This window comes from Thermobifida cellulosilytica TB100 (assembly GCF_001517975.1).
GTDB lineage: Bacteria > Actinomycetota > Actinomycetes > Streptosporangiales > Streptosporangiaceae > Thermobifida > Thermobifida cellulosilytica.
In genome coordinates this window covers 926,752-951,581 of sequence record NZ_KQ950180.1, presented here as the reverse complement: position 1 = coordinate 951,581, position 24,830 = coordinate 926,752, and the positions used below count along the sequence as shown (strand labels likewise).

The following is a 24,830-nucleotide window of genomic DNA, read 5'->3' as shown; positions in this document are numbered from 1 at the left end:
GATCCGGTACCCGCTCCCGGTCACCGGGCGTGGACCGCCGCCGCGAACCGGACCGCGGCCCGCGGACAGCCCGCCCAGTGGGTGTGCAGGTAGGAGGCGTGCAGCGTGGGACGGCCGAGGCCCGCCGGATCAGCGGAGAAACCGTCAGGCCGGCCGTCCAGCAGCCACGCCGGGCCCGCCCGCTCCCCGGTGGACGTGACACCGGTGCGGTGAAACTCGTGCCCGGTCACCCGGTCTCCCGCCTCCGCCAGCAGGGTCTCCTCCGGGGCCAGCGCCGAGTGGTAGCCCAAGGCCAGCTTCGGCGTCATGGCCCCCACCGCGTCGAGCACCCCCACCATCGGCGCTCCGTCCACCTCGCGGCACAGGTACAGCAACCCCGCGCACTCGGCGACCGTCGGCACCCCCGACCGTACCGCCTCCAGCAAGGCCGCGCGCAGCGCCGTATTCTGCGCCAGCTCCGCCGCGTACACCTCGGGGAAGCCACCGCCCAGATAGATTCCGGCGGTGCCGTCGGGCAGGGCGGCGTCGGCCGTCGGGTCGAACACCACCGGGCGGCAGCCCGCGGCGCGCAGCAACTCCTCGGTCTCGGCGTAGCGGAAGGTGAACGCCCTGCCCCCGGCCACCGCCACCACCGGCCCGTCCGCCCGGCGGGCGGCGGGCGGGAAACCCGCCGCGGCGAGCGCCGCCTCCGGCGACCACGGCCGTGCGCGCAGCGGCGGCGCGGACCGCGCGACCTCCACCACCGCGGCCAGGTCCACCTGCGCGGCGATGCGTTCGGCCAACCGGTCCAGGACCGCCGCCGACTCGGCCCGCTCCTGGGCGGGCACCAGCCCCAGGTGCCGCGAGGGGGCGGCGATCCCGTCGTCGCGGCGCAGCGCCCCCAGCACCGGAACACCGATCTCCTCCATCGCGGAGGCGACCTCGGCGGCGTGCCGGTCCGACCCCACCCGGTTCAGCACAACCCCGGCGACCCGCACCCGGCGGTCGAACACCGCCATGCCCGCCACCACTGCCGCCGCCGACCGCGACGTGTGGGACACGTCCACCACCAGCACCACGGGGGCGTCGAGCACGGTGGCCACGTGCGCGGTGGACGCGAACCCGCGTCCCGCGAGCCGCCCGTCGTACAGGCCCATCATGCCCTCGACCACGGCCAGGTCGGCCGGCCGCGGGGTGCGCGCGCCGTGCAGCAGCAGCGGGGCCAGCAGCTCCTCACCGTGCAGGTGCACGTCGAGGTTGCGGCCCGGCCGCCCGGTGGCCAGGGCGTGGTAGCCGGGGTCGATGTAGTCCGGTCCGGCCTTGTGCCCCGACACCTCGTAGCCGGCGGCACGCAGCGCCGCCATGAGCCCGGTGGCCACCGTGGTCTTGCCGGAACCCGAGACGGGGGCGGCGACCACCAGCCGGGGCAGCGGCGTCACCGCATCGTCGTACGGGGGCTCACCACTCAATGCCGCGCTGCCCCTTCTGGCCCGCGTCCATCGGGTGCCGCACCTTCGTCATCTCCGTGACCAGGTCGGCCGCCTCCAGCAGCGCGGGGTGGGCGCGGCGGCCGGTGACCACCACGTGCTGGTGCCCGGGGCGGTCGCGCAGGGCCGCCACCACGTCGTCGACGTCGACCCAGCCCCAGGCGATGGGGTAAGTGAACTCGTCGAGCACGTACAGGTCGTGCCGCTGCTCGGCGAGGCGGCGCTTGACCTCGGCCCAGCCCTCCGCAGCCGCGGCCGCGTGGTCGGCCTCCGTGCCCGCCTTGCGCGACCACGACCAGCCCGACCCCATCTTGTGCCACTCGACCGGACCGCCCACGCCCTTCTCGGCGTGCACCCCGGCGAGCGCCTCCAACGCGGTCTGCTCCCCGATGCGCCACTTCGCGGACTTCACGAACTGGAACACCGCGATGCGCCAGCCCTGGTTCCAGCCGCGCAGCGCCAACCCGAACGCGGCGGTGGACTTCCCCTTGCCGTCACCGGTGTACACCATGAGCAGCGGCCGGTGGCGGCGCTGGCGGGTGGTGAGCCCGTCGTCGGGCACGACGGTCGGCTGTCCCTTGGGCATCAGGCGGCCCTCCCAGTGGCCTCGGCAACGGCGGACGTGATCGATTCGGCGCTGACCTCGCCGACGTGGGTGTACTCGGCCCCCATGCGGCGGGCCAGGGCGGCGGCCAGCCCCATCCGGAACCGGCCCGTCTCAGAGTCGATGACCAGCGCGGCGACCCCCTCGCGGGCCAGGTGGTCGGCGGCGCGCAGGGAGCGTTCCACCGCGGCGGGTCCGGCGGTGGCCCGACCGTCGGTGACCACCACGAGCAGGGCGCGCCGGTCGGGGTCGCGCAGCCGCTCCCGCCGCAGCGTCTCCGCCGCCTCCAGCAGGCCCTCGGCTAGCGGGGTGCGGCCCCCGGCGGGCAGCTCCCGCAGGCGGGCCGCCGCCACGTCCACCGACCCGGTGGGCGGCAGCACCAGGGTGGCGTCCCGGTCCCGGAAGGTCACCAGCCCCACCCGGTCGCGTCTGCGGTAGGCGTCCAGCAGCAAGGCGAGGACAGCCGTCTTGACCTGGGCCATGCGCCGCCGGGCAGCCATGGAGCCGGAGGCGTCCACGCACAGCAGCACCAGGTTGGACTCCCGGCCCTCGAGCACGGCCCGCCGCAGGTCGGCGGGGACGAGGGACAGCCGGGCGGGTCGGGACGCGGCGGAGCGCAGCGCGGCGGCACGGACCGTGGCGGCCAGGTGGATCGGTCCCGTCCCCCGGTCCGCCGGAACGTCGCCGACGGTGCGGCCCGCCGTGGTGACCGCCCGCGAACGGCGGCCCAGCGTGCCGTTGCCGGTTCCGGCGACCGTGAACAGCCGGGCACGGTACGCCTCCTCCGGGGCGGTGACGGACACCGGCGCCGGAACGTCGGGCCGGGGCTCGGCGTCGGGCGGGGCGGAAGCACCGGAGGGGTCCGCGGGCGCGGAGGAAGCGGAGCCCGCGTCGGACGGGACGGGGGAGTCCGGTCCGTCCTCCGGGGCGGGGCCGCCTCCCCCGCCCGGATCGTCCGGACCCGGATCCGGGTCGTCGCCGAGCACCTCGTCGAGCAGGTCCTCGTCCATGCCGGGACTGTCGAACGGGTTGCGCCGACGCCGGTGCGGCAGGGCGAGGCGGGCGGCGGCGCGCACATCGGCCCGGGTGACCTCGGTGCGGCCGCACCAGGCGGCGTGGGCCACGGCCGCGCGGGCGCACACCAGGTCGGCGCGCATGCCGTCCACGTCGAACGCGGCGCACACTTCGGCGACGGCGAGCAGCGCGTCCTCGCCGAGCACCACCTCCGGCAGGCGGGCGCGCGCCGCCGCCACGCGCTCGGACAGCTCCCGCTCCGCCGCGGCGTAGGCGGCGGTGAAGCCCTCCGGGTCGGCGTCGAACGCGAGCCGCCGCCGCACGATCTCCACCCGCAGCGCCGGATCGCGGGGCGCGGCGACCTCCACCGACAGGCCGAACCGGTCCAGCAGCTGCGGACGCAGCTCGCCCTCCTCCGGGTTCATCGTCCCCACCAGGCTGAACCGCGCGGCGTGGGTGAGCGACACCCCGTCGCGCTCCACGGTGGCGCGGCCCATGGCCGCCGCGTCGAGCAGCAGGTCCACCAGGTGGTCGTGGAGCAGGTTGACCTCGTCGACGTAGAGGATGCCGCGGTGGGCGCGGGCCAGCAGCCCCGGCTCGTACTCGACGCCGCCGCCCGACAGGGCCTTCTCCAGGTGCAGGGAGCCCACCACCCGGTCCTCGCCCGCACCCACCGGCAGCTCCACCAGACGCACCGGGCGGCTGACAGAGGCGGCCGACGGGGGATGCGGCCCGTCCGGGCAGGCGGGGTCGGGGGCGGCGGGATCACAGGAGAACCGGCAGTCGGCGACCACGGTGACCGGGGGGAGCAGGGCGGCCTGCGCGCGCACCGCCGTCGACTTCGCAGTGCCCTTCTCACCCCGGACGAGCACACCCCCGATCTCGGGGCTAACACCGGTCAGGATCAGGGCCAGCATCAGGTCGTCGGAACCGACGACGGCGCTGAACGGGTACACGTGCACGCGTTCCTCCACAGGCTCCCGCTGGGGGTGGGCAAAAGCGGCAGCCGTGCCGAGGCCGGTCTTCGGACTTCCTGATCGACACCGTCCGATCGCCTTCCCGGACTCGCGTCCAGTGGTTGCGCGAAGCGCGTGATCGGCGGCTCCCAGGTCACCGCAGCGGGCCTGTGCCGGATTCGCACCGGCTTCCCGATTATCCCCGTGGGGGCACCTCGGTGGTTCTGCCGCGGCCGAGTCTAGCCGGTGGCGGTGCGGGTGCCCGGAGGGCGGGGTCACTTCCCCGGTCGGTTAGGGTTACCCGCCATGGAAACACCGGTCACCGTGGTCGGCGTGGGCGCCGACGGCTGGGAGGGGCTGCCGCCTGCCTCCCGCGCGGCGATCCGCGACGCCGACGTGGTCATCGGCGGCGCCCGGCACCTGGCCCTGGTCCCCGACACCGGGGCAGTACGGGAACCCTGGCCCTCTCCGCTGCTCAGCGGCCTTCCGGCGATGCTGGATCGGTACCGCGGCCGCAGGGTGGCGGTCCTCGCCTCCGGCGACCCCCTGCTGTCCGGGATCGGCACCACCCTGGTGCGGCTGCTCGGTGCGGAAAGGGTGCGGATCCTGCCCGCGGTGAGCTCCGTTGCCCTGGCCCGGGCCCGGATGCGGTGGAGCGCGGAGTCCGTGGACGTGGTGACGCTGGTGGGACGCGACGTCGACGCGGTGCGCCGCTACTTCACCCCCGGACGGCGGCTGGTCGTGCTCTCCTCCGACGGCACCACCCCCGCCCTGGTGGCCGCGCGGCTCGTGGAGGACGGCCTGGGCGACAGCCGGATGACCGTCCTGGCCGACCTCGGCGCCGCGGATGAGACCCGGCACGACGCCACCGCCGCGGAATGGGACGGGCGGGCCGCGCCCGCGCTGAACGTGGTGTGCGTGGAGGTCGCCGGCAGCGGCGGGCATCCCGTCACGCCCGGACTGCCCGACGAGGTCTTCGACCACGACGGCCAGCTCACCAAGCGGGAGCTGCGGATCGCCGCGGTGTGCGCGCTCGGCCCGCGTCCCGGGGCGCTGCTGTGGGACGTCGGGGCCGGAGCGGGGTCGGTGGCCGTGGAGTGGCTGCGCGCCGACCCCCGGTGCCGGGCCGTCGCGGTCGAGCGGCACCCCGAACGGGTGCGCCGCATCGCCCGCAACGCCGCCCGGTTGGGTGTGCCGTCCCTGCGCGTGGTCCACGGCGCCGCCCCCGAGGCACTGGCCGGCCTGGAGTCGCCGGACGCGGTGTTCGTCGGCGGCGGGGCCTCCGACCCGGCCGTGCTGGACCTGTGCTGGTCGGCGCTGCGGCCCGGCGGCCGGATGGTGGTCCACGCGGTGACGCTGGAGACGGAGGCCGCCCTGGTGGAGCGGTGGAAGCGGCACGGCGGCGACCTGACCCGCCTGGCGGTGGAACGGGCCGCGCCGCTGGGCGCCTTCACCGGATGGAGCCCGGCCCGCCCGGTCGTCCAGTGGGCCGCGACCAAGACAGATCAGGAGGACCAGCCATGACCGTCCACTTTGTGGGAGCCGGCCCCGGAGCCGCCGACCTGCTGACGCTGCGCGCGGTGGAGCTGCTGCGCACCACCCCCGTCTGCCTGTACGCGGGCACCTACATCGACGCCGAGATCCTGGCGCACTGCCCCGCCGACGCCGAACTGGTGGACACCCAGCACCTCGACCTCGACCAGATCACCGCCCACCTGGTCGAGGCCGACCGGCGCGGTCTGGACGCGGTCCGGCTCTGCTCCGGCGACCCGTCGGTCTACAGCGCCCTGACCGAGCAGACCCGGCGGCTCGACGCGGCGGGCGTGGCCTGGGACGTCACCCCCGGTGTGCCCGCGTACGCGGCGGCGGCGGCCCTGCTCGGCACCGAGCTGACGGTTCCCGAACTGGTGCAGACCGTGGTGCTCACCCGCACCCAGGCCCGCTCCACGCGGATGCCGGAGTCGGAGGCGCTGGCGAACGTCGCGAAGGTGCGCGGCACTCTCGTGCTGCACCTGGCGATTCGGCGGGTCCGCGCCCTCGCCGAGGAGCTGGTGCCCGAGTACGGGGCCGACTGCCCCGTGGCGGTGGTCGCGCACGCGACCCGCCCCGACGAGCTGGTGCTGCGCGGTACCCTCGCCGACATCGCCGACCAGGTGGAGGCGGCCGGGCTGCGCAAGGCCGCGGTCATCCTGGTGGGTCCGGCCGTGGCCAGCCGGGAGCTGGACGTCTGCCAGGTTGTCGGTTCGCACCTGTACGACCCGGCCCGCGACCGCGGCACCACACCCCGATGATCTTGACAGAAAGGGGCCATGATCTGCGGTTTGGTGCCCCCTCGTGTCAAGATCATCGCGGGGTGGCGGGCGGGGGTTGTCTCCAGGCTGCGGATGGTTCCGTGCTGCGCTGACAGTCTCCGTCTGCTTCGGCCGGGAGGCCCGGCAGCCCTGACCCCCGCTCTGGTCTCGGAGGGATGGCCATCCTTCCGCAGCGCTTCGCCACCGGATACCCGCCGCCCGGCAACCCCTCCCGTACCCGGGGAGCGGTCAGGGCTGCCGCGCCTCGCGGCTGAGGCAGACCGGAAGGGTTGAGATCCTCCACCAGCCCAAGCCATTCGGGGGCCGGGCAGGTGGTGGGGTGGCTGGTTGGTTTCGGCCGGGAGGCCCGGCAGCCTTGACGCTTGCTCCGGTCTCGGAGGGATGGCCACCCTCCTGTAGCACTTTGCCATTGGATACCCGCCGCCCGGCAACCCCTCCCGCACCCGGGGAGCGGTCAGGGCTGCCGCGCCTCGCGGCTGAGGCAGACCGGAAGGGCCAAAATCCTCCACCACCCAAGCCACCCGGAGACCGGACAGGGATCTACCCCCGGAAAACCTGGTGATCATGTCCCCAGCGCCGCAATCGGCCGGGCCGGTGGCGCTGGGGACATGATCACCGACGTTTTCGGTCCCCGCCCGCTAGTCCGGCACGTACCGCCGCGTCCACACCGCGCCTGAGGCGGTCACCGAGGTGCCGGAGGAGCCCACGATGAGCAGGCAGCGCATGTCGACGCTGTCCGGGGCGAGCTTCTCCAGGGTGGTGACCTCCACCGACTCGCCAGCACGGCCCACGTCGCGGCCGACCACCACCACGGTGTCGCCCGGACGGTGCCGCAGCAGCACCTCCCGGGCCCGCGCCACCTGCGTGCGGCGGGACCGGGACGCGGGATTGTAGACCGCGATCACCAGGTCGGCGCGGGCCGCCGCCTCCAGCCGGGCCTCGACGACCTCCCACGGCTTGAGCCGGTCCGACAGGCTTAGCACCGCGAAGTCCCCGCCGATAGGCGCGCCCGCCCGCGCGGCGACCGCCTGCACCGCCGTCACCCCGGGCAGCACCCGCACCGGGACGTCCGCGTAGCGGGGGTCCTGCGCCGCCTCGAACACCGCCGAAGCCATGCCGAACACCCCGGCGTCCCCGCCCGACACCACGGCCACCCGCTCCCCGGCCAGGGCCAGGTCGAGGGCGAGCCGCGCCCGGTCCACCTCCACGGTGTTGCCGCTGGAGTGCCGCCGCTGGCCGGGCCGCACCGGGACCCGGTCCACGTACGGCCCGTAGCCGACGACGTGGTCGACCTCGGCGAGCGCCCGCGCCGCCTCAGGGGTCAGCCACCGCTCGTCGGCGGGGCCGAGCCCCACCACGAGCAGTTCGGCGGGCGCCGCGCGACCGGACGCCGCGGTCTCCCCGGCCGTGTGCGCCCGGGTGGTCAACCCCCGGTTGCGCGGCGCGTCGTCCCCGGTGGTGAGGATCATCGAGAAGTAGGGGACGCTCGCCGGGTCCACGTCCCGCACCGGCAGCACCCGCTGCCCAGACATGGAGGCGCGCTCCACGTAGACCGCGTCGTCGAGCCGCCCGGCCTGCGCCAGGGCGTCGCGGACCCCCTCGAAGGTCCGGCCCAGCTTCATGACCGCCGCGCCGTCGGTGTCGGCCAGCCGCCGGGCCAGTTCCGGCACGGGCAGCGTGCCGGGCAGCACCGTGAACACGTCGGTGCGGCGCACCAGCGGGCGCGCCACCGCCGCGGAGGCCGCGGACACCGACGTCACCCCGGGCACCACCTCGGCGGGGAAGCGCGGCGCCAACCGGTCGTGCAGGTACATGTAGGAGCCGTAGAACAGCGGGTCGCCCTCGCACAGCACGACCACGTCGCGTCCCCGCTCCAGGTGCGCGGCCAGGCGGCGCGCCGACGCATCGTAGAACTCCGCGATGGCGCCCTCGTAGCCGCCGGGATGGTCGGTGGTCCCGGTGGTGACCGGGTAGACGAGCCGTTCCTCGACCACCCCCTCGGGGATCAGGTCGGCGGCGATGGACCGCGCGATGGAGCGGCCGTGGGTACCCGAGTAGTAGGCGACCACGTCGGCCTCGGCGATGAGGCGGGCCGCCTTGCGGGTGATCAGTTCCGGGTCGCCGGGGCCCAGCCCGACTCCGTACAGGTGGCCGGAAGAGCTGCTCATTCCTTCTCCTGGGCGAGGGCGTTGATCGCTGCGGAGGCCATCGCCGAACCGCCGCGGCGGCCGCGCACCACCAGGTAGGGGATGCCTGCCGGGTGCGCGACCAGGGCTTCCTTGGATTCGGCGGAGCCGACGAACCCGACGGGGACGCCGATGATCGCGGCCGGCCGGGGCGCGCCCGCGTCGATCATCTCCAGCAGGTGGAACAGGGCGGTGGGGGCGTTGCCGATCGCGACGACCGCGCCCTCCAGACGGTCCGCCCACAGCGACACCGCCGCCGCCGACCGGGTGGTGCGCCACTGCTCGGCGAGTTCCGGGACACGGGGGTCGTGCAGCAGGCACAGCACCTCGTTGTCGGCGGGCAGCCGGGAGCGCGTCACTCCCGACGCCACCATATACGCGTCGACGAGGATCGGCGCTCCGGCGCGCAGCGCGCCGCGCGCCGCCGACACGAGGCCGGGGTGGACGACCAGGTCGCCGCCGAGGTCGGTCTGACCGCAGGCGTGGATCATGCGGACGGCGACCTTCTCGGCGTCGGCGGGCAGCCTCGACAGGTCGGCCTCAGCCCGGATGGTGGCGAAGGACCGCGCGTAGATGGCGGCGCCATCGGTCTCATAGTCGTAGCGGCGGGGCGGCGGAGCCAGGGGGGTGCGGCTGTCGGAATGCGGTGTCACGTGGTCCTCCCGAGCAGGACGAGGGTGTGGGGCGTGTGCGGGGCGCCGCAGGCGCGCTCGCATCCGGCGACGTGGACGGGGCGTCCGTCGTCGCGGACGTCGGAGGTGGTGAGGCGTCGGACCAGGCCGGCCGCGTGCGACCGGGTGTCGCCCCGGCTCTTCGCGCAACCCGGGGAGCCGACGCAGGCGCTGACCCGGCTCCACGGGGAATCCGGGTCCAGGACTAGTCCCGCCTCGGTGAGCGAGGCCGCGACGCGCTCGACGCGGTCCGCGGGGATTCCGGCGACGACCACGCCCCGCCACGGGGTGAGGACGACCGTGCCCGAGTCCGCGTCGGCCGCGTCGGCGAGCGCCCGCTGCAGGGGCGGGGTGAGAACGCCCAGCGGCACCGAACCCGCCACCGCGGTCGCGGATCCCGCGATGCGGAGAATGCCGTGGAGTTCGCTGCGCCGCCGTTCCACGGCTCCCGGTCCGCCGGACCCGGCGGGGTCTCCGGTCCTTTCCGGGAATTCCTTTCCGTCGAGCAGCTCCCGGCCTTTCCCGGGGAGCCGGTGCACATTCCACCGGTCCCCGCGCACGTCGAGAAACCGGTGGGCCAGCGCGGTCAGTGCCGTGACGATGTCCGCGCCCGCCACCACGGGACCGGGCAAGGCACCGACCCGCACCTGCGCCGACTTCCCGTCGATCGCTCGTGCACCCAGGTCACAGGGCATGTCGGCGAGGTCGGCGCGGCCGTCGTCGAGGCCGAACAGGAACCGCCCCGGCAGTTCTGCCAGACGCGGATCGGCGCACAGCGCCCGGTCCAGGTCGGCGACCACGGGACGCACGTCCATACGTCCGCCGACCATTCCGGAAAGCGGCGAGGCGACGATGTTGCGCACCCGCTCGTGGGCGGGGGACGGCAGGAATCCGGCGGCCGCCACAGCGTCCGGCAATTCGTCCGGAATCTGTTCTCCGGCCGTAGTGGGAATTCCCCTGATCTGCACATTTCCGCGCGAGGTCAGATGGAGGTCGCCGTCGCCGAATTCGGCCGCGATCCGGCTGAGCGCGGCCAGTCCGCGGCGGTCGGTCCGGCCTCCGGGGACACGGATCCGCAGCAGCGCGCCGTCGGCCGCCAGATGCGGCCGCAGCACGCCGGGACAGCGGTCGGGTGGTTGTGGGTCGAACACCGGCACATGGTTGCATACGCCCTCAACTGGTGCGCTATGGTGGGCACGCCGTGGTGACGGGAAGCCGGTGCGAAACCGGCGCGGCCCTCGCCACTGTGATCGAGGAGTCGTCGGGCCTCACCCGGGTTGGGAGACCACCCCGGGGACCACTGGGTGACCACCCGGGAAGGTCGGCCCGCCGGCAGCGACTCGTCAGCCAGGAGACCGGCCACGGCACGTCATGTCCACGAGGGTTTTGGAGACATTGGCTATGGCCTGTTCCGTGCCGCGCCCCGCACCACCCCCGGCGTTCCCGCTGTCTTCGATGGTCGTCGGTTTCTGGGCGGGCCGCCGATGCCCCGCGTAGCGCTGCTCTCCACCTCCGACACCGACCTGCTGTCGGCCCGTGCCAGCGGCGCGGACTACGTCTGGGGCAACCCGTCGCGGCTCGACGTGGCCGGCGACGGCCCCGGTTCGCTCCGCGCCCTCCTCGACGGCGCCGACCTGGTGGTCGTGCGCATCCTCGGGTCCGTCCGCTCCTGGCAGGAGGGCCTCGACCGGGTCCTGGCGCATGGCGTGCCCGTCGTGGTGCTCGGCGGCGAGCAGACCCCCGACGCGGAGCTGATGAGCCACTCCACCGTGCCCCTCGGCACCGCCGCCGAGGCCCACCGGTACCTGGCCTATGGTGGTCCCGCCAACCTCGCCGCGCTGCACGCGTTTCTCAGCGACACCGTGCTGCTGGGCGGTGAGGGCTTCGACCCGCCGACCGAACTGCCCGAGTGGGGCCTGTCGGAGCGGCCCGCCCCGGAGCGCGACGGACTGCCCCGGGTCGGCATCCTGTACTACCGCGCCCACCAGGCCAGCGGAAACACCCGTTTCGTGCACGACCTGGCCGACGCCGTCGACGCCACCGGCGAAGCCGTCGCGGTCCCCCTCTACTGCTCCTCGCTGCGCGGCGCACCCGCGGACCTCCTCGCCACACTCGGCACCCTCGACGCACTGGTGGTCACCGTGCTGGCCGCCGGGGGGACCCGCCCGGCCGCGGCCTCGGCCGGAGGCGACGACGAGGCGTGGGACGTCGGCGAACTGGCGCGGCTTGACATCCCGATCCTCCAGGCGCTCTGCCTGACCTGGGGGCGCGACCAGTGGGCGGCCTCCGACGACGGCACCTCCCCCCTGGACTCCGCCTCCCAGATCGCCGTCCCCGAGTTCGACGGCCGCATCATCACCGTGCCGTTCTCCTTCAAGGAGTTCGACGACGAGGGCCTGCCCCACTACGTCACCGACCCCGAACGGTGCCGCCGCGTCGCCGGCATCGCCGTCGCCCACGCCCGCCTGCGCCACACCCCTCCGGCGCAGCGCCGCATCGCGGTCGTGCTGTCGGCCTACCCCACCAAGCACTCCCGCGTCGGTAACGCTGTGGGCCTGGACACTCCCGTCTCGGCGGTGCGGCTGCTGCGGGCCCTGCGCGACGCCGGGTACGACCTGGGCGACGGACTGCCCGGGCTGGACCTCGCCGACGACACCGAGGCGGGCAACGCGCTCATCCACGCGCTCATCGAAGCCGGGGGCCAGGACGAGGAGTGGCTGACCGCCGAGCAGATGGCGGGCAACCCGGTCCGCATCCCCGCCGAACGCTACCGCGAGTGGATCGCTGACCTGCCCGCCGAACTCACCGACGCGATGGCCGAACACTGGGGGGAGCCGCCCGGCACGCTCTTCGTCGACGACGGCGACATCGTGCTGGCCACCCTCCAGGCGGGCAACGTGGTGCTGATGATCCAACCGCCGCGCGGCTTCGGAGAGAACCCGGTGGCGATCTACCACGACCCCGACCTGCCGCCGCCGCACCACTACCTGGCCGCCTACCGGTGGCTGGAACGCGGCTTCGGCGCGCACGCCATCATCCACCTCGGCAAACACGGCTCCTTGGAGTGGCTGCCCGGTAAGAACGCCGCACTGTCCGCGGCGTGCGCCACCGACGCGGCCGTCGGCTCGCTGCCGCTGGTCTACCCGTTCCTGGTCAACGACCCGGGGGAGGGCGCGCAGGCCAAGCGGCGCGCCCACGCCACCATCGTCGACCACCTCGTCCCGCCGATGGCGCGCGCCGAATCCTACGGCGACATCGCCAAACTGGAGCAGCTCCTCGACGAGCACGCCAACATCGCCGCGATGGATCCGGCGAAACTGCCCGCGATCCGCGCCCGCATCTGGACCCTGATCCAGGCCGCGAAACTCGACCACGACCTGGGCCTGTCCGAACGCCCGCACGACGCCGAGTTCGACGACTTCCTGCTGCACGTCGACGGCTGGCTGTGCGAGGTCAAGGACGCGCAGATCCGCGACGGACTGCACGTGCTGGGTGAGGCGCCCACCGGGGAGGCCCGGGTCAACCTGGTGCTGGCGATCCTGCGCGCCTCCCAGGTGTGGGGCGGGAAGGCCGGGGCGGTTCCGGGGCTGCGCCGCGCGCTTGGCCTGGACGGCGACACCGGGGACCTCGCCGAGGTCGACGCGGCCGAGGCGCGCGCCCGCGCCCTGGTGGAGGGCATGGAAGAGGCCGGCTGGGCCCCGGAGGCGGCCCGCGCCGTCGCCGACCGGCTCGGGGAGACCGCGCCCGACGTCGTCCGTGTCCTGCGGTTCGCGGCCGAGGAGGTCGTGCCGCGCCTGGCCGGGACCGGCCAGGAGCTCGACGCCGTGCTGCACGCCCTGGACGGCGGCTACATTCCGGCGGGGCCGTCCGGGTCGCCGCTGCGCGGCCTGGTCAACGTGCTGCCGACCGGCCGCAACTTCTACACCGTCGACCCGCGCGCCGTGCCCAGCCGCCTCGCCTACGAGACGGGGGCCGCGCTGGCCGACGCCCTGATCGACCGGTACCGGGCCGAGACCGGCGAGTACCCGCGTTCGGTGGGCCTGTCGGTGTGGGGCACCTCGGCCATGCGCACCTCCGGCGACGACATCGCCGAGGTGCTGGCGCTCATCGGGGTGCGCCCCGAGTGGGACGAGGAGTCCCGCCGCGTGCGGGAGTTGGCCGTCGTCCCGCTGGAGGAGCTGGGCCGTCCCCGCATCGACGTCACCGTCCGCATCTCCGGGTTCTTCCGGGACGCCTTCCCGCACGTCGTCGCGATGCTCGACGACGCCTTCCGCATGGTCGCGGAGCTGGACGAAGCGGACGAGGACAACTACGTGCGCGCCCACGTGCGCGCCGACCTCGCCGAGCACGGCGACGCCGACCGCGCGGTGCGGCGTGTCTTCGGCTCCGCGCCCGGCTCCTACGGCGCGGGACTCCTCCAGCTCGTCGACTCCGGTAACTGGCGCACCGACGCCGACCTCGCCGAGGTCTACACCGCGTGGGGCGGTTTCGCCTACGGCCGCGACCTGCACGGCGAACCCGCCGCGGAGGACATGCGCGCCAACTACCGGCGGATCGCGGTGGCCGCGAAGAACACCGACACCCGCGAGCACGACATCGCCGACTCCGACGACTACTTCCAGTACCACGGCGGCATGGTCGCCACCGTGCGCGCCCTCACCGGCGCCGACCCGAAGGCCTACATCGGCGACTCCACCACCCCCGACCGGGTGCGCACCCGGTCGCTGCGGGAGGAGACCGCCCGCGTGTTCCGGTCCCGCGTGGTCAACCCCCGCTGGTTGGCGGCGATGCGCCGGCACGGCTACAAGGGCGCGTTCGAACTGGCGGCAACCGTCGACTACCTGTTCGGCTACGACGCGACCGCCGGGGTGGTCGCCGACTGGATGTACGAGACGCTCGCCCAGACCTACGTGCTGGACGCCGAGAACCAGGAGTTCCTGCGCGAGGCCAACCCGTGGGCGCTGCGCGGCATCGTGGAGCGGCTCTCCGAGGCCGCCGACCGCGGCCTGTGGGAGGAGCCCGACCCGGCGACGATGGACGCGCTGCGCCAGGTCTACCTGGACGTCGAGGGTGACCTGGAGGACCGGGGGACGGGCCGCCCATGACCCGCAGGGCCCTGCTCATCGGTATCGGACCGGGCGGCCCCGACCAGCTCACCGTCGAGGCGGTGCACGCCCTCAACGAGGTCGACGTCTTCCTCGTCGCCGACAAGGAGGCGGAGGCCGGCCGGGCGGGCACCGGGGACCTGGTGGCGCTGCGGGAGGAGATCTGCCGCCGCCACATCACCGGAGACGGCTACCGGGTCGTCACGGTGCCCGACCCGCCCCGCGACCGCGCCCCCGCGACCGACCGCGTCTACGGTGCGGAGGTCCGGGACTGGCACGCCGCCCGGGCCCGCGCCTACGCGCGCGCCGTCGTCGAGCACACCCGGCCCGGCAACACCGTCGGCTTCCTGGTGTGGGGCGACCCGAGCCTTTACGACAGCACGATCCGGGTGGTGGAGCAGATCCGCACCGTCGGCGGGGTGGACCTGGACTACCGGGTAATCCCCGGGGTGAGCAGCGTCCAGCTGCTCGCGGCCCGGCACCGGCTGGTGCTCAACCGTATCGGCGGCCCGGTCACGGTGACCACCGGCCGGCGGTTGGCCGCCGACGTCGCCTCCGGTGCCGACAACCTGGTGGTGATGCTCGACGGCGGTCTGGCCTGCGCCGACCTGGACGGTGACGCCTGGGACCTGTGGTGGGGGGCCAACCTCGGCACCGAACACGAGGAGCTGGTGGCGGGACGGCTCGGCGAGGTCCTCGACGCCGTCCGGGCCGCCCGGGAGCGGGCCCGCGCGGCCCGGGGCTGGGTGATGGACACCTACCTGCTGCGCCGGGCCGCTGCGGACTGACCCCGGCTCACTCCCCGGGCCCCGACGGCCGGCGGGCGAACGCGGCGTCGGCGACCGGCACACCCCCGACGAGGTGGTCGCGGACGACCCGGTCGACGGTGTCCGCATCGGCCAGCCGGTACCAGACGCCGTCCGGGTAGACCACGCCGACCGGGCCGTTCGTGCACGGGAACAGGCAGCCGGTGCGGGTGAGGAGCACGTGGTCGTCCTCGGCCGCGCCGTGCCGCTCCACGGCGCGGACCAGTTCCACGTGGACCCGTTCCGCGCCCAGCGCACAGCAGCGCGGCCCCCGGCACAGCAGCAGGTGGCGGGTGAAGTCGGGTGGGGCCAGCCACGCCGGCGACAGCAGCGGCGCGCCCGTCGCGGGGAACTCCGCCGCTTCCTCGACCGCCCGCCCCACCGCGTCGGCGAGCACGGACACGCCCGTCAGCGGCGGTGCCAGCCGGACCAGCGGCACCCGCTCGGGGTCCGCCTCCCGCAGCCAGTGGCTGACCACCCGGCGCAGCCACGCGGCGGTCGCCCGGTCCTCCACCGTCTGCGGGTGTACGACCGTCACGGCCGCCACCCCCGCGGCGGCGGCCTCGTCCAGCACCTCCGTGACGGTCGGCCCGTTCCCCAGCAGCAGCGCGGTGCGGACGCGGACGCCGGGGAAGCGCTCCGCGAGCCGCTCCGCCAGTGGCCGGAGCACCTCCTCCTGGTCAACGGCCAGGTCGCCGGGGGCAGTGAGGAGAATCCACTCCGGTGCGCTCATCCCTCCTCCTTCTCTCTGGCCGCGCCGCACATCACCACGAGCGGACCGCCGGTGGCGGGGTGGTCGTCCACCACCGCCTCCACCCCGTAGACCTCGCCCAGCAGGGCGGGCGTGAGGACCTGCCGCGGCGTTCCCTCGGCGACCACGCGTCCGCGGTGCAGCACGACCAGGTGGTCGCAGAACATCGCGGCCAGGTTGAGGTCGTGGAACGAGCCGATCGTGGTGAGTCCGAGCCCGCGCACCAGGTCGAGCAGCCGCAGTCCGGCCGCCGGGTCGAGATGGTTCGCCAGTTCGTCGAGGAGTAGGACCCGCGGCTCCTGCGCCAAGACCCGCGCCACCTGCACCTTCTGGCGTTCCCCACCGGACAGGGTGTGCCAGTGGCGGTCCGCGAGCCCGGCCGCGCCGACGCGGGCGAGGGCGCGGGCGACCACGGGGTCGTCCCCGCCGTCCAGGTCGAAGCCGAGACGGCGGCTGTGCGGGACGCGTCCCATCGCGACGACCTGTCGGACGGTCAGGTCGAGTTCGGTCGCGGTGTGCTGCTCCAGGGCGGCGACGCGTCGCGCGAACTCCCGCAGCGGAACGGAGCCCGCATCCACCCCGTCGAGGAGTACCCTCCCCGACGTCGGCCGGGTCCACCGGGCCAGCAGGGAGATCAGGGAGGTCTTGCCCGACCCGTTGGGGCCGATGAGCCCGGTCGTCCGCCCCGCCGGAGCGGTGAACGTGACCTCCCGGAGGACGGGAGTGCCGTCGACGGTCCACGAGGCCCGGCGGAGCGCCACCTCGGGTGGACGGAGGTCAGCCACGGGCGCCTCCCCGACGGCGGAACAGGACGACGAACACGGGCACGCCGAGCACGGCGGTGACGATCCCCAGCGGAAGCTCCCGGTCGGGCAGCGCGCTGCGGCACAGCACGTCGGTCCACACCAGCAGCAGCGCGCCCAGCAGCGCGCTCGCCGGCAGCAGGCGCAGGTGCCCCGCGCCGGTGAGGAACCGGGCGATGTGGGGGACCACCAAGCCGACGAAGCCGACGATCCCCGCCTGCGCGACGAGGACCGCGGTGCACAGCGACACCGCGCAGTACAGCACCCGGCGCACGCCGGCCACGTCGGTGCCGAGGCTCGTCGCCGCGCGCTCCCCGAACGCGAAGGAGTCCAGGTCCCGGGAGTACCAGAGGACGACGGCGAGGGTCACCGCCACCACCGAGGCGGTGACGGCGAGGGAGTTCCAGCGTGCCCCGGCGACCGAGCCGAGCGTCCACTCGGTGATCCTGCGGGCGGCGTCCCGGTCGGAGGCCAGGACGAGGCCGGAGGCGACCGCGCTGCCGAGCTGGCCCACCGCGATCCCGGCGAGGACCAGCCGCGACGTCGGCAGTGCCCCCGTCCGCGCGGAGGCCAGGGCGAACACCAGCGCCAGCGCGGCCAGCGAGCCGAGGAACGCGGCCACCGACGTCGCGCCGAATCCCGCCACCCCGGCGGCGCCCAGCCCGAAAAAGAGGCTCAGCGAGACGCCGAGCAGCGCCCCCGACGACAGGCCGAGCAGGTAGGGGTCGGCGAGGGGGTTGCCGGTGAGGGACTGCAGGACCCCGCCGCACACGGCGAGCCCGGCGCCCGTCAGTATCGCGGCCGCCACCCGGGGCGCGCGCAGGTCGACGACGATGTGCCGGGTCAGGGTGTCGATTCCGGTCTCGGCGCCGAGCTGCGCGGCGACCGCCCGGAACACGGTGGCCACGGACAGGTCCGCGGTGCCGATCACCACGCCGAGGGCGGCGCTGAGCACCAGCGCCGCCGCGCCGACGAGAACGGTGAGCCGGGGTGCGGCACCGGGCCGTGCCTTCACGAGGACGCTCACCGCGGGCCTCCGCCGTCGGCCAGCTGGGCGTCGATCAGCTGCACGGCCTCCACGTTGCGCACCCCGGGAGTGCTGGTGGAGAAGGGTACGGTGATGAACGCCTCCTCCCGTACGGCGGTGAGGTCGCGCAGCGCCGGGTCCTCGCGGAGGAATGCGGTCTTCTCCTCGGCGGTGTCCCACGATGCGTCCACGAGGACGATCAGGTCGGGGTCGGCTTCCAGAACGGACTCCCAGCTGGTCGTCGCCCACTCGCCGGAGAGGTCGGCGAAGACGTTGGCGGCGCCCAGCGCGTCGAGGATCAGCTGCGGGCCGCCTTCGCCCGCGCCGACCATCGGGGTGTCGGTGTCGTTGTCCCACCACAGTACGGACAGCCCCTCGGCGGGGGCACGGCCGCGGATCTCGTCGAGCACGGCCCGCTGCTCCTCGACCAGCGCGTTCCCCTCCTCCTCGCGGCCCAGCAGCAGGGCCAGCTCCTCGATCTGCCGGTGGACGGTGTCCCAGCTGATCTCCGGGACGTCGGCGTCGTCGGGGCAAGCGAACGGCGACAGGTAGGAGGCGATGCCGAGGCCGTCGAGGGACTCGCGGTCGCCCGCGGCCTGGTCGGTGAACGCGCTGGCGTAGGAGCCGACGACCAGGTCGGGGCGCTGCTCCAGGATTGCCTCGCGGCTGGGGTACTCCTCGGACAGGACGGGGACCCGGGCGTAGGCGTCGGCCCATGCCTCGCTGACCTCGTCGTCGAGGTAGGCGGTGCCCACCAGCTGCTCCTCGGCGCCCAGGGCGAGGACGATTTCGGTCGCCCCCTGGTTGAGGGTGATGACGCGCTGCGGGGGCGCCTCCAGTGCGACGGTGTGGCCGCAGTTGGCCACGGTGACGGCCGCCGCGGCGGGCGCGGGGCCGGAATCGGGGGTCTGGTCGCCGCACGCGGTCAGGGCCAGCAGTGCCAGGGGCAGGGCGCGGAGGGGGAAGCGGCGCGGCAGCGGGGACGGGGGAGGGGGGACACGGGTGTGCACCGGTGGTCCGCCTTTCCAAGGAACTCGTGGAAGTCGGGCAAACACCGCGGCCGGTCTCCTGGCTCACAGGGATCCCCCGCCGATGCCTTCCCAGACCTGGTGTGTCCAGTGGCGTCGTACCGGCGGAGTACCTGAATACAGTGGCGAGTCCCGCGTCCGGATTCGCACCGGACTTCCCGAGCACCGCGGCACTAGAGACAGTACAGCAGCGCCGTTTCGGTGTCCCGTTCGCCCCTGGTAGAACCGGGTCAGTCCCCGGGGTGCCGGGGGAGAGAAGCCACCGGCGATCCTGTTTCCAAGGTCATTCCCGGTCGCTCCAATGGCTCTGGAAACAGGATCGCCACTGGTTGGTGCCCTTCGGACCGCGTGCCACGGCCCCTTCCCGGCGCGGTCGTCGCGGGATCGGGATACTGGAACCATGGCCCGCCTGCTGATCGTGCACCACACCGCGTCCCCCTCCACCCAGGCGATGCTGGAATCGGTGCTGGAGGGGGCGCGCACCGACGAGGTCGAGGGCGTGGAGGTGGTGACCCGCGCGGCGCTGGCCGCCACGGCCGTGGACGTGCTCGCCGCCGACGCGGTGGTCCTGGGTACCCCCGCCAACATCGGCTACATGTCGGGTGCCCTCAAGGTCTTCTTCGACACCGTGTACTACCCGTGCCTGGCCGAGACCGCCGGCCTGCCCTACGCGCTGTACGTGCACGGCAACAACGACACCACCGGGGCGGTCCGCGCCGTCGAGTCGATCGCCACGGGCCTGTCCTGGCGCCGCCACCGGCCGCCGGTCACCGTGGTCGGCGACCTCACCCGCGCCGACCGCGAGGCCTGCTGGGAGCTGGGCGCGGTCACCGCGCTGGCCGCCGCCGAACACGCGGAGGCAGCGCGGCGCGCAACCTGACCGGACCCCCGACATCCCGCGTCCCTGCCACGGCGTTCGGCCTGCTTCGGGGCAGACTGGAGGTCCGGCTGTCGAGGGGGACCGGTGGAACGGGTAGGCGCGTGGGTGCTCTGGGCGGGGGCCGCCGTGATCGCGGCCTGCCTGATCGCCACGGTCGCCGCCGCGGGGACCTCCTGGATCGACACCCGCGGCCTGGTCTTCCTGGTGTGGATGTGCTGGGCGCCCGCCGCCGTGGGCATCGCGCTGGCCGCGCTGCTGCCGCCGGACCGCGGCCGGACCGAGCTCGACGACCGGGTTGCCCTGGCGCTCCGGGGCCACCTGCTCGGCCGCGAGCTGATCCGGCTGCTGCTGTGCCTGGTCGCGTTCCCCGTGGGCGCGGTCCTGCTCGCCCGGCTGTTCGGGGTCTTCGACGACGCCCTGTACGTCCTGGGCGCCCCCGTGGCCAGGGCGGTCTTCCTGGGGCTGCTGCCCGTCCTGCTGGTGGACCGGGCCGGGCAGTTGCGGGTGGGCCGCGTCTCGCAGATGCAGGTGCTGGCGGTGCGCGTCGGAGAGGCGTGGCGCTGGTGGGGGGCGGTGCCGGCGGCCGCCGCGCTGGCCGTCGTCGTGCAGTACCGGTGGCCTGCGCTCACCGGCCTGGACGCGGCGCAACTGCTGCTGGGCGCCCTGGCGGTCCTGCTGGTCGTGGCCCTCCCCGAGGAGATCTTCTTCCGCTTCCTGTTGCAGACCAGACTGGAGGCGGTGCTGGGCCGCGGCGCCGGGATCGTGCTGGTCGCGCTGCTGTTCGCGGCCTCCTACGCGGCCCTCGACGGCTACGCCGACTTCTTCCGCCTCGACGCGCACGCCGCGGGCGGCGACTACGCGGTGTCCGTCGCCGCCTACGGGGTCCTCGGGCTGTGCTACGGCTACCTGTGGGCGCGCTACCGCAACATCTGGCTCAACGTCGCGCTGCGCACGGGCCTGCTCACCGCGCTCGTGGGGCCCGCGATCGCCATGTGACGCCGCTCGGCCGCTTCCGGCACGCCGCGGAATTCCGGCACACCCGGACCTCCGGGACAGAAGTCACTCCTGGATTTCGGGAAAAAACAGGGTGTTCCGGTGGTTGCCGTGTTATACGACGAAATCGGAGATATGGAACGGTCGGGCCGCGAGTCCGGCCGCCCGTAGCACCGAAGCGTGGGCAAGCAGGAGTCGAAGGTCGCTGGAGCCGGTTTTTGAGCAAACCGTCACCGGGCATGCTGCCCTGGGGGGTGACAGCGGACCGAGGAGCGCGTGCGGCCGGGAGAACACCATGAGGCGAGGACAGCAGTCCGTGGAGAGGAAGAGGCCTGCGACCGCGGGAGCGGAGGCCGACTTCCCGGCACAGGCGGCCCCGCTGCCCGCCGACCGCTTCATGAACCGCGAGATCGGCTGGCTCCGCTTCAACCAGCGGGTGCTGGAACTCGCCGAGGACACCGAACAGCCGCTGCTGGAACGCGCCCTGTTCCTGTCCATCTTCTCCAGCAACCTCGACGAGTTCTTCATGGTCCGCGTCGCCGGGCTGAAGCGCCGCCTGGCCACCGGCGTCACGGTCGCCTCCCGGCAGAGCCCCCGCGCGCAGTTGAGCGCGATCAGCGAGGTCACCCACGAACTGATGGAGCGGCACGCCAAGTGCTTCCACTCCTCGGTGGCGCCCGCGCTGGCCGAGGCCGGGATCCGCATCGTGCGCTGGAACGACCTCACCAGGGACGAGGCTCAGTACCTGCACCGCTTCTTCCGCCGCACCATCTACCCGGTGCTCACCCCCTTCGCGGTCGACCCCTCCCACCCCTTCCCCTACATCTCGGGACGCTCCCTCAACCTCGCGGTCGCCGTGCGCGACCCCCACACCGGCCGGCAGACGTTCGCCCGCATCAAGGTCCCCTCGGTGCTGCCGCGCTTCATCGAACTCGACGGGCAGCGCTTCGTCCCGGTCGAGGACGTCATCTCCGCGCACCTGCCGCAACTGTTCGAGGGCATGGAGATCCAGGAGCACCACGCGTTCCGGGTCACCCGCAACGCCGACCTGGAGGTGGACGAGGACGAGACCGACGACCTCGTCAAGTCCCTGGAGCAGGAGCTGCTGCGCCGCCGGTTCGGCCCGCTGGTGCGCCTGGAGGTCGAGGAGACCATCTCCGACGGGATCCTCGCCATCCTCCGCGAGGAGCTGGGCGCGGTCGAGGAGGAGATCTACCGCGTCCCCGGGCCGCTGGACCTCGCCGGGCTCGCCCAACTGCACAGGCTGGACCGGCCCGAGCTCAAGTACCCGCCGATGGTCCCGGTGGAGCCGCGCGCCCTCGCCCAGAACGACTTCTTCGCGGTGGTGCGCGAGCGCGAACTGCTCGTCCAGCACCCCTACGAGTCGTTCGCCACCACCACCGAGCGGTTCGTCGAACTGGCCGCGTCCGACCCCAAGGTCGTGGCGATCAAGCAGACCCTGTACCGCACCAGCGGCGACTCCCCGATCGTCGACTCCCTCATCGAGGCCGCCCGCGCGGGCAAGGAGGTCGTCGTCCTCGTGGAGATCAAGGCCCGCTTCGACGAGCAGAACAACATCCGCTGGGCGCGCAAGCTGGAGGAGGCCGGCTGCCACGTGGTCTACGGCGTGGTCGGCCTCAAGACCCACTGCAAGATCGCGCTGGTGGTCCGCCAGGAGGACGACGGCAGCCTGCGGCGCTACTGCCACATCGGCACCGGCAACTACAACCCGAGCACCGCCCGCGTCTACGAGGACTTCGGGCTGTTCAGCGCCGACCCGGAGGTCGGCGAGGACCTCAGCGACCTGTTCAACCACCTCACCGGCTTCTCCCGCAAGAAGCACTACCGGCGGCTGCTGGTCGCCCCGTACGCGCTGCGCGAGGCGCTGATGCGCCAGATCCAGCACGAGATCGCCAACCACGCCCGGGGCCAGCCCGCCCGGATCCGGATCAAGGTCAACTCGCTGGTGGACGAGGAGGTCATCGACGCCCTCTACACCGCCTCCCGCGCCGGGGTCCCCGTCGACCTGTGGGTGCGCGGCAGTTGCGTGCTGCGCCCGGGGGTGCAGGGACTGTCGGAGACGATCCGGGTGCGCAGTATCCTCGGACGGTTCCTGGAACACTCCCGCGTCTTCGTCTTCGAGAATGGAGGGGAACCGCAGGTCTGGATCGGCAGCGCCGACCTCATGCCGCGCAACCTGGACCGCAGGGTCGAGGCGCTGGTCCGGATCGTCGAGCCGGAGCAGCGCGCCCGCCTGGTCGCCCTGATGGACCTGGCCATGGCCGACAGCACGTCGTCGTGGCGCCTCGAACCGGACGGGAGCTGGACCCGCCTCACCCACGACGAGGAGGGCAACCGGCTGCGCGACCTGCAAACCACCCTGCGCGGTGACCGACACCTGCGAGTCGTCGATGGCTGAACCGGACACCCAGACCGCCGCACCGGCCGCCGCACCCGGCGGCCACCTCGAACCTGTCCAGGCCGCGGGCGCGGTGCTGTGGCGGGACACCGACCGCGGGCGCGAGGTCGCACTCGTCCACCGGCCGGGCCGCGACGACTGGACGCTGCCCAAGGGCAAACCCAGGAGCGGCGAGCACCTCCTCGCCGCCGCGGTGCGCGAGGTCCGCGAGGAGACCGGCGTGCACCCGGTGCTGGGCCGCCGTCTGCCGTCGCAGCGCTACCTCAGGAACGGCTGGCCCAAGCAGGTCGAGTGGTGGGCGGCCACCGCCGCCTCGGACAGCTCGCGGTTCACGCCCGACGACGAGGTGGACGCGGTGGAGTGGCTGCCCGTGGCCGAGGCCCGCGACCGCCTCACCCACGACCACGACGTACGGGTGCTGGACGACTTCCAGGCCGGTCCGGCGCGCACGGTCCCGCTGGTCCTGCTGCGGCACGCCGCCGCGGGCGACAAGGCCGCCTGGCGCGGCCCCGACCTGCTGCGCCCGCTGGACGAGACCGGCCGCGCCGAGGCCCTGGAGCTGGCCGGGGTGCTCGGCGCGTTCGGGCCGCTGCGGGTGGTCTCCTCCGCGGCCGCGCGCTGCACCGAGACCGTCACGCCCTACGCGGTCGCCCACGCGGTGCACATCCGCACCGAGAACGCGTTCACCCTCGGCGCGCGCCACGCCGCGGGCGACCCCTACGACAGCGGAGCCGCCCGCGAGGCGTTCCGGGAGCTGCTGGAGCAGCGGCGGCCGACCCTGGTGTGCACGCACGGGGAACTGGTGGCCGACCTCATGCGCGAGGCGTTCGAACGGTCCGGCGCCCCCGTCCCGCAGCAGTTGTCGCTGGTCAAGGGTGCCTTCTGGGTGTTCCACCTCGACGCCCGGGACGGCTCCCTGGCCGCGGCGGAGCGGCACGGCCGGGCCTGACAGGAGACGCGGCTCCCGGGACGGCCGCGGAGGAGGAGAACGTGAAGAGCGACGTGATCGTCAGTGCCGCCAACCCGCTGGTGAAGCGGATACGGCAGATGTCCTCCCGCCGGTACCGCCGCAGGGAGGGCGTGTTCCTGGTGGAGGGCGCCCAGCCGGTGTGGCGTGCCGTGGAGGCCGGATGGGAGGTGGAGACCCTCGTCGTCGCCCCCGACCTGCTCAGCCGGACGGCCGCCGGACTGGTCGCCGAGCAGGAGGCGCGCGGCACGCGGGTGGCCCGGCTCAGCGCCGAGCTGTTCACGCGGCTGTCCGAGCGGGACGGCCCCGCCGGGGTGGCCGCGATCGTCCGGAGCCGCAGCACCCGCCTGGACGACCTCGCCGTGGAGCCGGGCGCGGTCTTCGCGGTGCTGCACCGGGTGGGCAACCCCGGCAACCTCGGCACGGTCGTCCGCACCGTGGACGCGGTGGGCGGCGCGGGCGTGGTGCTGGTGGGGGAGACCGCCGACCCGTACGCCCCGGCGGCGGTGAAGGCCAGCATGGGGTCCCTGTTCGCCGTGGACGTGGCGCACGCCCGCGACGCGGACGCCTTCCTCGACTGGGCGAAACGGCACGGCGTGCAGGTGGTCGCCACCTCCGGGTACGCCGACGCCGACCACTGGAGTGCCGAGTACCGGCCGCCGCTGGCCGTCCTGCTCGGCAGCGAGGGCGACGGACTCCCCGACGACCTGTTGGACCGCGCCGACCTGCGGGTGCGCATCCCCATGACGGGCACCGCCGAGTCCCTCAACCTCGCCGTCGCCGCGGGCGTCGTGCTCTACGAGGTCAGACGGCACGCCCCGGATTTCCGCAGGTGACGGAGG

At 74.1% G+C, this 24,830-nt stretch carries 19 protein-coding genes and 3 riboswitches; of the genes, 9 read left to right on the top strand and 10 right to left on the bottom strand.

Features of this window, described 5'->3' with window-relative positions:
• Positions 1-20: 20 nt before the first annotated feature.
• Genes AC529_RS04100 through AC529_RS04090 form a run of 3 tightly spaced genes read right to left on the bottom strand, consistent with a single transcriptional unit; the run spans position 21 to position 4,001 of the window.
• Positions 21-1,448: a cobyrinate a,c-diamide synthase gene (locus AC529_RS04100; protein WP_232306563.1), complete on the bottom strand. Its 1,428-nt coding sequence runs from the start codon at positions 1,446-1,448 to the stop codon at positions 21-23.
• On the bottom strand, positions 1,438-2,052 hold the full coding sequence (gene cobO, locus AC529_RS04095; RefSeq protein WP_068753592.1) for a cob(I)yrinic acid a,c-diamide adenosyltransferase: 615 nt from the start codon (positions 2,050-2,052) through the stop codon (positions 1,438-1,440). The genes AC529_RS04100 and cobO overlap by 11 nt, the downstream gene beginning before the upstream one ends.
• On the bottom strand, positions 2,052-4,001 hold the full coding sequence (locus AC529_RS04090; protein ID WP_198156320.1) for a VWA domain-containing protein: 1,950 nt from the start codon (positions 3,999-4,001) through the stop codon (positions 2,052-2,054). The genes cobO and AC529_RS04090 overlap by 1 nt, the downstream gene beginning before the upstream one ends.
• A gap of 81 nt (positions 4,002-4,082) precedes the next feature.
• A riboswitch (cobalamin riboswitch) is annotated at positions 4,083-4,273 on the bottom strand.
• Positions 4,274-4,346: 73 nt separating this feature from the next.
• On the opposite strand from AC529_RS04090, the gene AC529_RS04085 reads away from it, so the two are divergent.
• Positions 4,347-5,564 (top strand): bifunctional cobalt-precorrin-7 (C(5))-methyltransferase/cobalt-precorrin-6B (C(15))-methyltransferase, encoded by a 1,218-nt coding sequence (locus tag AC529_RS04085; RefSeq protein WP_068753588.1) that lies wholly within the window; start codon positions 4,347-4,349, stop codon positions 5,562-5,564.
• Positions 5,561-6,331 carry a precorrin-4 C(11)-methyltransferase gene (gene cobM, locus AC529_RS04080; RefSeq protein ID WP_068753587.1) on the top strand — a complete coding sequence of 257 codons (771 nt, stop codon included), beginning with the start codon at positions 5,561-5,563 and terminating at the stop codon, positions 6,329-6,331. Before AC529_RS04085 ends, cobM begins: the two co-directional genes overlap by 4 nt.
• A 659-nt stretch (positions 6,332-6,990) precedes the next feature.
• On the opposite strand, the gene AC529_RS04075 is transcribed toward cobM, so the two are convergent.
• From AC529_RS04075 to cobG, 3 genes are read right to left on the bottom strand one after another with little or no spacing between them, the layout of a single operon-like run.
• On the bottom strand, positions 6,991-8,520 hold the full coding sequence (locus AC529_RS04075; protein WP_068753585.1) for a precorrin-2 C(20)-methyltransferase: 1,530 nt from the start codon (positions 8,518-8,520) through the stop codon (positions 6,991-6,993).
• Positions 8,517-9,191, bottom strand: a complete 675-nt coding sequence (locus tag AC529_RS04070) for a precorrin-8X methylmutase (protein ID WP_068753583.1) — start codon at positions 9,189-9,191, stop codon at positions 8,517-8,519. The genes AC529_RS04075 and AC529_RS04070 overlap by 4 nt, the downstream gene beginning before the upstream one ends.
• The gene (gene cobG / locus AC529_RS04065) at positions 9,188-10,360 is read right to left on the bottom strand and encodes a precorrin-3B synthase (protein ID WP_068754499.1); all 1,173 of its coding nucleotides are present in this window, start codon (positions 10,358-10,360) and stop codon (positions 9,188-9,190) included. Before cobG ends, AC529_RS04070 begins: the two co-directional genes overlap by 4 nt.
• Before the next feature lie 34 nt (positions 10,361-10,394).
• A riboswitch (cobalamin riboswitch) is annotated at positions 10,395-10,587 on the top strand.
• Positions 10,588-10,693: 106 nt separating this feature from the next.
• Between cobG and cobN the strand changes: the two genes are divergently transcribed.
• Both cobN and cobF read left to right on the top strand, forming a co-directional pair.
• Positions 10,694-14,314, top strand: coding sequence for a cobaltochelatase subunit CobN (gene cobN / locus AC529_RS04060; protein ID WP_068753580.1), 3,621 nt, complete (start codon positions 10,694-10,696; stop codon positions 14,312-14,314).
• Positions 14,311-15,102, top strand: coding sequence for a precorrin-6A synthase (deacetylating) (gene cobF, locus AC529_RS04055; RefSeq protein WP_068753578.1), 792 nt, complete (start codon positions 14,311-14,313; stop codon positions 15,100-15,102). Before cobN ends, cobF begins: the two co-directional genes overlap by 4 nt.
• Positions 15,103-15,109: 7 nt before the next feature.
• Here cobF and AC529_RS04050 read toward each other — a convergent pair whose 3' ends face one another.
• From AC529_RS04050 to AC529_RS04035, 4 genes are read right to left on the bottom strand one after another with little or no spacing between them, the layout of a single operon-like run.
• Positions 15,110-15,853 (bottom strand): (2Fe-2S) ferredoxin domain-containing protein, encoded by a 744-nt coding sequence (locus tag AC529_RS04050; RefSeq protein ID WP_068753576.1) that lies wholly within the window; start codon positions 15,851-15,853, stop codon positions 15,110-15,112.
• Positions 15,850-16,656, bottom strand: a complete 807-nt coding sequence (locus AC529_RS04045) for an ABC transporter ATP-binding protein (protein WP_232306562.1) — start codon at positions 16,654-16,656, stop codon at positions 15,850-15,852. Before AC529_RS04045 ends, AC529_RS04050 begins: the two co-directional genes overlap by 4 nt.
• Positions 16,649-17,701, bottom strand: a complete 1,053-nt coding sequence (locus AC529_RS04040) for a FecCD family ABC transporter permease (protein ID WP_232306561.1) — start codon at positions 17,699-17,701, stop codon at positions 16,649-16,651. The genes AC529_RS04045 and AC529_RS04040 overlap by 8 nt, the downstream gene beginning before the upstream one ends.
• Positions 17,698-18,711 carry an ABC transporter substrate-binding protein gene (locus tag AC529_RS04035; protein WP_198156283.1) on the bottom strand — a complete coding sequence of 338 codons (1,014 nt, stop codon included), beginning with the start codon at positions 18,709-18,711 and terminating at the stop codon, positions 17,698-17,700. Before AC529_RS04035 ends, AC529_RS04040 begins: the two co-directional genes overlap by 4 nt.
• Before the next feature lie 31 nt (positions 18,712-18,742).
• Positions 18,743-18,914: riboswitch (cobalamin riboswitch) on the bottom strand.
• A 215-nt stretch (positions 18,915-19,129) separates the two neighbouring features.
• Between AC529_RS04035 and AC529_RS04030 the strand changes: the two genes are divergently transcribed.
• The 5 genes from AC529_RS04030 to AC529_RS04010 all read left to right on the top strand — a co-directional run bounded on the left by AC529_RS04030 (position 19,130) and on the right by AC529_RS04010 (position 24,824).
• A complete protein-coding gene (locus tag AC529_RS04030; RefSeq protein ID WP_068753573.1) occupies positions 19,130-19,609 on the top strand; it encodes a flavodoxin family protein in 480 nt (159 codons plus the stop codon).
• 84 nt (positions 19,610-19,693) lie between these two features.
• Entirely contained in the window at positions 19,694-20,605 is a 912-nt protein-coding gene (locus AC529_RS04025; protein WP_157080043.1) for a CPBP family intramembrane glutamic endopeptidase, read from the top strand.
• Positions 20,606-20,981: 376 nt separating this feature from the next.
• Positions 20,982-23,021, top strand: a complete 2,040-nt coding sequence (locus AC529_RS04020; RefSeq protein ID WP_232306608.1) for an RNA degradosome polyphosphate kinase — start codon at positions 20,982-20,984, stop codon at positions 23,019-23,021.
• Entirely contained in the window at positions 23,014-23,970 is a 957-nt protein-coding gene (locus AC529_RS04015) for an NUDIX hydrolase (protein ID WP_068753570.1), read from the top strand. The genes AC529_RS04020 and AC529_RS04015 overlap by 8 nt, the downstream gene beginning before the upstream one ends.
• A gap of 41 nt (positions 23,971-24,011) precedes the next feature.
• A complete protein-coding gene (locus AC529_RS04010; protein ID WP_198156282.1) occupies positions 24,012-24,824 on the top strand; it encodes a TrmH family RNA methyltransferase in 813 nt (270 codons plus the stop codon).
• The last annotated feature ends 6 nt before the right edge of the window (positions 24,825-24,830 follow it).

Bases quoted from the DNA above. Each gene is read 5' to 3' on its own strand.
- cobO (WP_068753592.1), bottom strand. From the start codon at position 2,052: ATGCCCAAGGGACAGCCGACCGTCGTGCCCGACGACGGGCTCACCACC.
- AC529_RS04090 (WP_198156320.1), bottom strand. From the start codon at position 4,001: ATGCTGGCCCTGATCCTGACCGGTGTTAGCCCCGAGATCGGGGGTGTG.
- AC529_RS04085 (WP_068753588.1), top strand. From the start codon at position 4,347: ATGGAAACACCGGTCACCGTGGTCGGCGTGGGCGCCGACGGCTGGGAG.
- cobM (WP_068753587.1), top strand. From the start codon at position 5,561: ATGACCGTCCACTTTGTGGGAGCCGGCCCCGGAGCCGCCGACCTGCTG.
- AC529_RS04075 (WP_068753585.1), bottom strand. From the start codon at position 8,520: ATGAGCAGCTCTTCCGGCCACCTGTACGGAGTCGGGCTGGGCCCCGGC.
- cobN (WP_068753580.1), top strand. From the start codon at position 10,694: ATGCCCCGCGTAGCGCTGCTCTCCACCTCCGACACCGACCTGCTGTCG.
- cobF (WP_068753578.1), top strand. From the start codon at position 14,311: ATGACCCGCAGGGCCCTGCTCATCGGTATCGGACCGGGCGGCCCCGAC.
- AC529_RS04050 (WP_068753576.1), bottom strand. From the start codon at position 15,853: ATGAGCGCACCGGAGTGGATTCTCCTCACTGCCCCCGGCGACCTGGCC.
- AC529_RS04030 (WP_068753573.1), top strand. From the start codon at position 19,130: ATGGCCCGCCTGCTGATCGTGCACCACACCGCGTCCCCCTCCACCCAG.
- AC529_RS04015 (WP_068753570.1), top strand. From the start codon at position 23,014: ATGGCTGAACCGGACACCCAGACCGCCGCACCGGCCGCCGCACCCGGC.